This is a genomic window from Persicitalea sp. (assembly GCF_041751555.1).
GTDB lineage: Bacteria > Bacteroidota > Bacteroidia > Cytophagales > Spirosomataceae > Persicitalea.
Window position 1 is genome coordinate 1 of record NZ_JBGSXF010000497.1, and the last position, 9,171, is coordinate 9,171.

The 9,171-nt window shown below is 52.0% G+C and carries 10 protein-coding genes; 6 read left to right on the forward strand and 4 right to left on the reverse strand.

The genetic code is table 11. The annotated features are described in order from the left end of the window. Nucleotides 1-39: 39 nt before the first annotated feature. The 6 genes from ACEW8P_RS17515 to ACEW8P_RS17540 all read left to right on the forward strand — a co-directional run bounded on the left by ACEW8P_RS17515 (nt 40) and on the right by ACEW8P_RS17540 (nt 3,325). The gene (locus ACEW8P_RS17515; RefSeq protein WP_373514368.1) at nt 40-288 is read left to right on the forward strand and encodes a hypothetical protein; all 249 of its coding nucleotides are present in this window, start codon (nt 40-42) and stop codon (nt 286-288) included. Between the two features lie 93 nt (nt 289-381). Beyond that, nucleotides 382-1,509 (forward strand): 5-(carboxyamino)imidazole ribonucleotide synthase, encoded by a 1,128-nt coding sequence (locus ACEW8P_RS17520; protein ID WP_373514377.1) that lies wholly within the window; start codon nt 382-384, stop codon nt 1,507-1,509. Nucleotides 1,510-1,610: 101 nt separating this feature from the next. Continuing rightward, nucleotides 1,611-2,096 (forward strand): 5-(carboxyamino)imidazole ribonucleotide mutase, encoded by a 486-nt coding sequence (gene purE, locus ACEW8P_RS17525; RefSeq protein ID WP_373514369.1) that lies wholly within the window; start codon nt 1,611-1,613, stop codon nt 2,094-2,096. 68 nt (nt 2,097-2,164) lie between these two features. Beyond that, nucleotides 2,165-2,827: a LysM peptidoglycan-binding domain-containing protein gene (locus ACEW8P_RS17530; protein WP_373514370.1), complete on the forward strand. Its 663-nt coding sequence runs from the start codon at nt 2,165-2,167 to the stop codon at nt 2,825-2,827. Between the two features lie 24 nt (nt 2,828-2,851). After that, nucleotides 2,852-3,067, forward strand: a complete 216-nt coding sequence (locus tag ACEW8P_RS17535) for a type II toxin-antitoxin system HicB family antitoxin (protein ID WP_373514371.1) — start codon at nt 2,852-2,854, stop codon at nt 3,065-3,067. A gap of 9 nt (nt 3,068-3,076) precedes the next feature. Next, a complete protein-coding gene (locus ACEW8P_RS17540) occupies nt 3,077-3,325 on the forward strand; it encodes a type II toxin-antitoxin system HicA family toxin (protein ID WP_373514372.1) in 249 nt (82 codons plus the stop codon). Between the two features lie 40 nt (nt 3,326-3,365). On the opposite strand, the gene ACEW8P_RS17545 is transcribed toward ACEW8P_RS17540, so the two are convergent. The 4 genes from ACEW8P_RS17545 to ACEW8P_RS17560 all read right to left on the reverse strand — a co-directional run. After that, nucleotides 3,366-6,257 (reverse strand): outer membrane beta-barrel protein, encoded by a 2,892-nt coding sequence (locus ACEW8P_RS17545; RefSeq protein ID WP_373514373.1) that lies wholly within the window; start codon nt 6,255-6,257, stop codon nt 3,366-3,368. A 197-nt stretch (nt 6,258-6,454) separates the two neighbouring features. Continuing rightward, nucleotides 6,455-7,219 carry a glycosyltransferase family 2 protein gene (locus tag ACEW8P_RS17550; protein WP_373514374.1) on the reverse strand — a complete coding sequence of 255 codons (765 nt, stop codon included), beginning with the start codon at nt 7,217-7,219 and terminating at the stop codon, nt 6,455-6,457. A 29-nt stretch (nt 7,220-7,248) separates the two neighbouring features. Further along, on the reverse strand, nt 7,249-8,508 hold the full coding sequence (locus ACEW8P_RS17555; RefSeq protein WP_373514375.1) for a glycosyltransferase family 4 protein: 1,260 nt from the start codon (nt 8,506-8,508) through the stop codon (nt 7,249-7,251). Next, on the reverse strand, nt 8,490-9,171 hold a 682-nt coding region (locus tag ACEW8P_RS17560), incomplete at its 5' end, for an FkbM family methyltransferase (protein WP_373514376.1). The genes ACEW8P_RS17555 and ACEW8P_RS17560, both read right to left, overlap by 19 nt.

Below are 9,171 nucleotides of genomic sequence, written 5' to 3' on the forward strand. Positions count from 1 at the left end.
ATCTCTATTTGTTGTAATAAATACCTGTAAATAAGATATTTGAAAATTAACATTTTGATAATAAACATCATCCCTACTATTCCAATCTCATATAGTCAGGCGTTTCTTCAAGACACCCTCATCACGTTGCACGAAAACATCCGCGACCTGCAAGGCAAGAAAGTTTACGCTGAGCCAGAGGAGCATATCTACCTCGCAGGACGCCTATTCAGCTATACCGAAATGCTGGAAATCATGAAGGATTCGGCGCGGAGGTTTGGGTACGATCCAGCGGAAATGGGGCTGTGAGGTTTTACTTTCGCCCTTTTTCCCGCAACTTTGCCGTAAGTGAAGATTCAGTGTGTCCATAGTCCAATGTCCAACGTCCAAAATCCAGTGTCTATCAATCAAAAAATCGGAATCCTCGGCGGCGGCCAACTCGGCCTGATGCTGCTGCAAGCCGCCATCGACTGGCACCTCGACATTCACGTCCTCGACCCCGATCCCGACGCCCCTTGCCGACGCATTGCGCCGCACTTCAAGCAGGGTAGTCTGCAGGATTATGACACGGTTTACAATTGGGGAAAGAATCTTGATATCATTACCATCGAAATAGAGAAGGTAAACGTCGATGCATTGGCGGCCCTGAGGGACGAGGGCAAGCTGGTTTACCCGCAGCCTTCTGTGATCCGCAAAATCCAGGATAAGCGCATTCAAAAGCAGTTTTACAAAGAAAATGACCTGCCCACCGCCGAGTTTGTGCTGACTAAAACCCGCGCCGATGTGGCGAAGCATGCTGACTTCCTCCCGGCATTTCATAAACTAGGCAAAGACGGCTACGATGGTCGCGGCGTACAGCACATCGACTCGCTGGAAGATTTGGGCAAAGCCTTCGACGCGCCCGGGCTATTGGAAAAAGCGGTGGATTTCGAGAAAGAAATCGCCGTAATTGTGGCCCGCAATCCGGCGGGGGTAATGAAGACTTTCCCGGTCGTAGAAATGGTTTTTCATCCGGAGCACAACCTGGTCGACTACCTTTTTGCCCCGGCCGAAATCCCCGAAGACATTCGCTTCAAGGCGGAAGAAATCGCCACCCGCACCGCTGAAGCCTTCGGCATCGTGGGGGTGCTGGCGGTAGAAATGTTCGTGACGAAGGACGGCAGAGTTCTCATCAATGAGGTGGCCCCGCGCCCGCACAACAGCGGCCACCACACGATCAGGGCCAACGCTACTTCTCAGTACGAGCAGCATTGGCGGGCCATATTGGGCTTGCCCTTAGGTAGTACCATACAATACGCCCCGGCGGCGATGGTAAACCTGCTGGGCGAGGCAGGACACACCGGCCCCGCCCACTACGAAGGCATGGATACGCTCCTGGCAACGGAGCAAGTGTTCCCTTTTCTTTACGGAAAAGCCGTCACCAAACCACACCGGAAAATGGGCCACGTCACGATCGTGGACGAAAATCTGGAAAGCCTGCGGGACAAGGTGGCGTTGGTGAAAAGCAGCGTTCGGGTACTAAGTACCTAGTTCTGCGTTCTTGGTTTGATTTTTCGCTTGTCGTTAAATAGTTTACAATTCAACGATTACACGACCGCGGGGGCGGCCCCGTCAACAATTACACAACAATAATGATCGGAATCATCATGGGCAGTATCTCCGACCGGAAGGTGATGGAGCAGGCAGCCGAAGTGCTAAACGAATTGGGCGTGGCGTTTGAAATGGAAATCGTGTCGGCCCACCGGACGCCCGAGCGGATGCTGGAATACGCTAAAACGGCGCGTCAGCGAGGTCTGAAAGTCATCGTCGCGGGGGCGGGTGGCGCGGCGCATCTTCCCGGCATGGTCGCTTCGCTAACTACCCTGCCCGTGATCGGCGTGCCGATTTTGTCCAGCAATTCCATCGATGGCTGGGACTCGGTGCTGTCGATTCTGCAAATGCCCGGCGGCGTCCCCGTCGCAACCGTCGCGCTGAATGGCGCTAAGAATGCGGGAATCCTGGCTGCCCAGATCATAGGTAGTTCGGACGAAAAAGTCGCCGCGCGGTTGGATGCATACAAGGAGTTGTTGAAAGAAAAAGTGGCAGCGATGAATGATGAATTGAAAGCCGACTCATAAGCAAGGCTTACCTCAATTACTTATCTTTGTGACAATCTTGCCCCCATCATAAAGACGATACGCTACGCATGGAAGAAGAAGAAGCCCCTAAGAAGAGAAATATTCGCCCGAAGGAGACGTCCAGGCTCCCGCTGATTACGTTACTAGCGCTATTGGCGATCATCGTGGCTCTGTTCGTGATCGGTTGGGAGTACATCACCGACGATGCCCAGGGTTCGGAGGAAGTAACAAACACCCTTCCCGATACAACCAGTAAGTACATTCCCCCCGACTTTCGCGACGAGCCGGAATACGCCGAATCGGATCAGGAAGATACCAGCCTGCCCGACAACGTGGGGGCGGCAGTCGCGGTGCAGGAACCACCCGCTCCGGTGGCGGAGAAACCAAAACCCGCCGCGAAGCCCGCCAATGTCGGCGGCCAGGAGATCACCCACACCGTCGCCTCGGGCGAGACCTTCTTCGGGATCGCCAGCCGCTACAACCTGAGCACCGAAACGCTTAAATCGCTTAATCCGCAACTGACCAATACCTCAACGGATTTGAAGTCAGGTGTTACTAAACTTAATGTCCGGGTACAGGCAGTGCATACTGTCGGGCCAGGCGACGTACTTCGCGTAGTGGCAAAGAAGTACAATGTTTCTAAGAAACAACTCATGGACGCCAACGGAAAGAGCCGTGACTACGCCGAGCGGGGCGAGAGGCTGGTGATTCCGTTCGGGGTACGGAAGTAATTGAACGAAAAACGTGAATTGGCTATGAATGAACTGATTTTCAATATAATTCAGGAACCTGATGGAGGGTACGTCGCTCATGGGAAGCTGGAAACAGGATCAATCGTGACGCAGGGCGATGATCTGCCAGAGCTCAAAGAAATGATAAAAGATGCCATCGAAGGTTATTATTTTGATAAGCCCGACCAGAAGCCTGAAACAGTATTATTGAGATTTGAGGAGAAACTCGCTCTCGCTTAGTTGCGGATTATGAAGACACCCAGTGACCTGAACGGCTCGGAGTTAGTTAAGCGATTGGGGAGATTTGGCTATATAATAAGCCACCAAACGGGTAGCCATATCATTGTCAGGACGCAGCAAAACGGAGAACACACTCTTTCTGTACCCAATCACAAACCACTTCGTGTAGGCACGCTCAGCAGTATTTTGAATGATGTGGCCGAACATTTTGGATTAAGTAAAGCAGAGATTACCCAGCGTGTGTTGGGAAAAAAGTGAAACTTGCAGGAAGCGGCATCCAACGTCCGACTGTATCATATCAAAATGGCCGTCCGCCGCCAGGCCCCCGGTCGCCTCTGCCACCCCAATCGCCCCGACGGCGTTCTTCTTGTGGAGCGGGCGCTTTTCCAAAATTCCGTAAAGTATAAGTGAACGTCAGCATGGCGTACTGGGTCAAGACGCGGCTTGTGACGTCTTCGAGGTAAGTCTCGGTCACGTTGCGGCTGATGCTGTTGTTTTGGGCCAAGATGTCGAAGACCGTTAGTTTCAATTCCCCCTTGTCGTCTTTCAAGAATTTCTTGCCAAAACTGGCGTTCCAAAGCGTGAAGTTTTGGTTGAAGCCATCGCCCAATCCGCGGTAGGATTGGTTGGTCAGGTCGGTCTGTAATACGAAACCTTTACCAAAAATCCAGTTGACCCGCGCCGAGGTTTGCTGTGAGAAATAGTTGCTGTTCAAAGTCGGTTGCAGACTGTTGCGAACAATGTTGTAGTTGCCATTGAACGCCAGCGTAAAGTCCAGCTTGGTACTGACATTGCTACTTAACACAATTCCCTGCGAAAGAGCGTAGTTATCAGAAACATTGAGTTGCTGGTTGATGAGTCCCGGCATGCGGCTATAATTCAGTCCAGAATTTATGTTTACGTTCGTTTTGATGGCTTTGATTGGCGAGCCGTAGTTGGCGAAAGTCCGCACCGACCAGTTGCCGTCGAGGTTAACGGGCGAGGTCAACTGCGCACCTTGTTGTAACACGATGCCATTGGGCAGGGTAGTGGGACGCTGCGCCACGAAGGTCGAGTTGGAAATATTGTTCAACGTGTAGTTGATCGAGCTATACAGGAAAAAATTTCGACCTAGTTTCGAGTCCGAGGAAGAGTAGCGAATGCTGGCGCGGTGCGTGTACTCCTGCTTCAGGTTAGGATTTCCTGCCGTCAGGAAGAGTGGGTTACTGTTGTTGACCACATTCTGCAACTGCGTGATCGACGGTTCGTTGGTCGAAGAGCGGTAGTAGGCCCGCAAATTTTTGCTCGCGCTGGGGCGGTACATGAAAAAGGCGTTCGGCAACAGGTTCAGGAAAGTCTGGTTTACTTCGTTGTTGCGCGGAAATAGCTGCTGACTATACAGCCCGGCGCTTTGAAAATCGACACCTACGGCCCCGGTAACCTGCTTCTTGTTGCCCCGCAGCGACAGCCCGGCCCGTTGGGTCAAGTATTGGTTGTCAAAAGTATTCGAGAGCAGCGTATCCAGCTGGGCGTAGCGCTCTTCGGTATTGACAAAATCAAAGGTTTCGTTCTTGGAATTGCTGTTGCTCAGCGAAACATTATAGCCCAGCTGCATCTGCACAAACTTGCTGAGCGGTTCGGTGTAGCTAATATTTGCGCCCAGCCGGAGGTTGTCGGAGTTGGAATAGGACTGCTGGTCGATGGTGTCGCTAGGGTTGCGGCTTGCGGTGTAATACCGATTGAGGGCGTAAAGCGTCCCGTCGCCGCTGCGGTCGTTGATGTTGCCCGATAGATTGACAGAAAGCGTCCGCCCGGCCTTCTCGAACTTATGCCGCCACAGTAAGGAATTATTGGAGCTCAGCGCGTTTGTCTGGGCAAATCTGTCATTGTTCGTTTCGTTCAGAAGGGTACCTGCGCTCAAAGTAGTAGCACCGATTCGAAGAGTATTCGCCTGGTTGTCCTGCCAGCTCACGCTGGGCGAAAAAATGATCGAGTTATTCTTGTTGAGATTGTACTCGAAGCGGAAATTTACCCGATGGTTCATGTTCGTATTGGCGTAGGTATTCTGCTCGCGATAAAACTGGTTGTTGTTCGAACTGTTCAGGAACGTTTCACGGTTAGTATTTTCCAGGTTGGAATTGCCCGAGCGGTTGAAAAAATAGCTCCCCGTCACTTCCAGTTTTTCACCCCATTTGTCGGTGTAGTTTAGTCCGAAAGCACTGGTGTTAGTAATGCCGTTTTGCTGACCCACCAGGAAGTCGCTAGCGTCGCCTCCACCGCCGCCTCGACCACCACGACTTCCTCCTCCACGTCCGCCCCGTCCACCACCACCGGAACTACCCAAAGCCCCGGCCAAATCCTGTGAGGCAAAGTTTTGTTGGTTGATATTGTTGGAAAGACCGATAATGGAAACCCGAGTGTCTTTCCCGAAAATGTTGAGATTGCCCCCGGCCATGTAACGGTCGTCGCTGCCGTAGCCCACGAACGCTTTGCCAAACTTGCCCGCGTTGCGGTCGGCGCGAGTGACGACATTGATGGTTTTCTGGGCGTTGCCGTCGTCGAAACCCGTGAGCTGGGCCTGGTCGCTTTGTCGATCGAAAACCTCGATCTTGTCCACTATTTCGGCGGGTAGATTTTTCAAGGCCAGCGTAGCGTCATCACCGAAAAACTGCTTACCGTCCACCAGTACACGTTGTACCTTCTCGCCCTGGGCCTGTACTTCACCGTTCACTACCGAGATACCGGGCATTTTCTGGATCAGATCTTCTACGGTGGCATCAGGGTTGGTTTTGAAGGCCGCCGCGTTGAACTGCGTCGTGTCGCCCTTCATCTGCGACTGCTGTATTTGGCCAACTACCTTCAACTCGCTGAGATTCTGAGCACTTTCCTTTAAAATGATATTACCAACGCTGGTGGTCGCGTCTATGACCTCGACTGTTTCCTGAAATTCGCCAAAACTCAGGTAGCTCACTTTCAGTAAGTATTTCTGTGGTTTCAAACCCGTAAATTCAAAGGTTCCGTTCAGTCCCGTGGTAGTGTAAACGGGCTTGGCGGCCTCGTCGGGTGGCGTCACGCTGACGTAAGCCCCCGCCACCGGACCGCGATCGGTACTGTCCAGCACGGTACCGATAATTTTGTAATTCTGGGCGATTGCTGGCAGGCCGGCGAAGGCCAGTAGGGTAAAAACAATGAATGAGGGGAGAGATTTCATAGTCAAATGTTTAGGTGGTTTCGCCGGAATAGAAGGTTGAAGATAAAATTAGTTTAACGGCCCGTCGGCACTACTCGACCAACAGGAAGTTTCAACCGACGAATGGGGGAATCCAATCTATGGTTTGAAGGAAGCTTAAGGACGAATTCGGAAAGATAAAATGAGAAAGGAGTCGATTCAGATCTGGGGAAGACCCGCTATTTTAACTTTGGGTAAAAACGTAGTCCCCGAGCCGCAATTTTAATGTGGTTCACTACTGTGGGCACTAGTCCAAAATGCTTGCGGAGTACCTTGAAGCGATCCAGCAGCGAACGGCGACGATGCTGTACCGACAAACCGCCCGTGAGATAGCGGCAGAGGACGAAGGGAAGAAAAACCGTTTTCCCCGACTTTTTAAGGCACTCGATTTCCCAGTCGATGTCCGCACTCAGGTTTGTCGCGTCGTAGAGCGGGGCGATGGCCCGACGGACGATGAACGCCTGATGGCTGATTTTCATGCCCAGCGCGAAGTCACGCCAGTGAACATTTTGGGGCAAAGCGTGGGGTGTTACCTCGCTACGAAGCCCGATTTCCTGTCCGCTCTCATCGACGAAGAGCGCGTCGCTATAATACACGTCGGCGGGGTTCTGAATAGCGTGAAGCAACCGGGAAAGTACCTGGCCGTCGTGAACTTCGTCGCCCGCATTCAGAAACCATAAGTAGTCGCCCGTAGCCAGGCTCAATCCCTTATTCATGGCATCGTAGAGCCCCGCGTCGGGCTCCGATACGATGCGGGCGAACAGATTACTGTACCTCTCCGCAATCTGCAAAGTACCATCCTGCGATGCTCCATCTACCAGAATGTACTCGATGCTATCCGCTACCCCCGGTACCAGACTAGCCGCTTTCAACACACTGAACAATGTCCTTTCCAGGAACTGCTCGGCGTTGTACGTAATGGTTATGATGGTGAGAAGAGGCAATTTATGATGGATAGTGGATGGTACTTTTTTTACGTCAGGGATTGGTACAAATCTTCGTATTTCTGGGCAATGACTTCTTCGGCGTAGGTTTCCAGGACTTTTTGTCGAGCGTTTTCGGACAGCTTTTCAGTAGCGCTGTTTTCCAAAACCCATTTTATGCCAACTGCCAACGACTCCGCCGACTGATAGTCGACCACGTAGCCGTTGGTGAGGTGATCGATCATTTCGGGGATGCCTCCATTCTCGAAGCCCACGACCGGCGTCCCGCAGGCCATGGCCTCCATCACGGTGTTGGGCAGGTTGTCTTCCAGCGACGACACCACCAGCACGTCGGCGGCGGCGTAGGCCTCCGCAATTCGGACGATATCCGAGAGCTTGCCTAAATCGTGGACGGGCCACTGCAATTTTTGGTAGGCGTCGGGTTGGGATTTTCCAAAAAAAATAACCTCGCCCATTTTATCTTTCAGTGCTAGCATATTTATTGCTTCTTCGAAATAAATGAAGCCTTTGCGCGGATCCTGGGTGTTGGCTCCGGTAAAAAGCACCAGCTTTTTATCCACCGGCAAGCCCAGCTTTTCTCGTAATTCCGTTTTATTTTTTGGGCAAAAAATCGTGGTATCGATTGGATTCGGAATTGTGTGTGCAGGCAGATGGCGGGTTAGAGCCGCTTTTTGAATAAGCTGGCAAAGCCAGCGGCTGGGCGAAACGAACGTTAGAGGCGCATGGGTCAGAAACTGCTTTTTCTTCTCAAAGATCTCGAACGAAAGATCGTACGCGCCGGGGTTTTTCAGATAAGGACAGAACTGACAATGGCCGTGGAACTGCTCGCAACCCCGACTGTAATGGCAGCCGCCCGTGAAGGCCCACATATCGTGCATCGTCCACACGACAGGTTTTCCCAGGGCAAAGAGCCGCTCCAAACCCGTTAATGAAATAAAGCCAAAATTGATCCAATGCAGGTTAATGACGTCGGCCCGTTGCACCAGCGGATGCCGCTCGATGGGCACGCCTACCGCCGCCGGAGAAAAAGCGAACCGCACACTTTTGTCTTTCTCATGGGGCAAAAAACGAAGCCGTTCTGCCGAAAATCGTGCCCAGAAAAGCTTCTCTTTCCAGCTACTGTCGGCAAAGGCCGTCACACCACTTTCAGTGCGCTGCGCCCGATAAACGAGCATCTGCGAATCGACACCGTGCTTCCTTAGCGCCTGATTCAGGCGAGAAGCCGCCACGGCCGCACCGCCCTCCCATTGGAAGGTACTTAGGTGAAGAATCATTCGGGAACGCGCCATCCAAATATGTTTAGCTGTAAGTCCATCGTGTCGTTGCCCCGGTAGTTATGATTGAGGAAAGGACGTTTGCGGTGCTGATTAGTGTCCACATAGTACCGGAAGCCGTTTTCCTCAAAAACCTGCACCACACTCGCCAACGACTGCGGATGACCAATGTAGGAATGAAATTCCACGAACAGATTCTGCACGTGACCCAGTGCGTCGCGGCAGTCTGCCAAGACGTCTATTTCGGCACCTTCGATGTCTATTTTCAAAAAGTCGATCCGTTTTTCATCTTCTAAGTAATTCCGCAGTCTTACCGAGGGAACCAGGTTTTTCTTGCCTTTTTCGGAATAAATAGAAGACGAATCCGACGCCTCACTGCCAAACTCCACGCCGTTTTCGTCAGTCCAGACAGCTCTGTCAATTACTTTCACATCGCTTATACCATTGGCTTGGAGGTTTTCCTTCAACAGCGCGGCAATGCTGGCTTCTGCCTCGAAAGCCGTGATGCGGGCATCGGGGTAGAGTTCTTTAAAATACAGGACACTCATACCCACATTGGCCCCGCAATCCAGGATGACAGGCTGCGGTTGGGTAGTTTCAAATTCATAGAATTTATCGGCAAAAATCTCTTGATGCTGAAACAAAAACGACATCGTGTCCGGTACCCGCAGGCGGTAT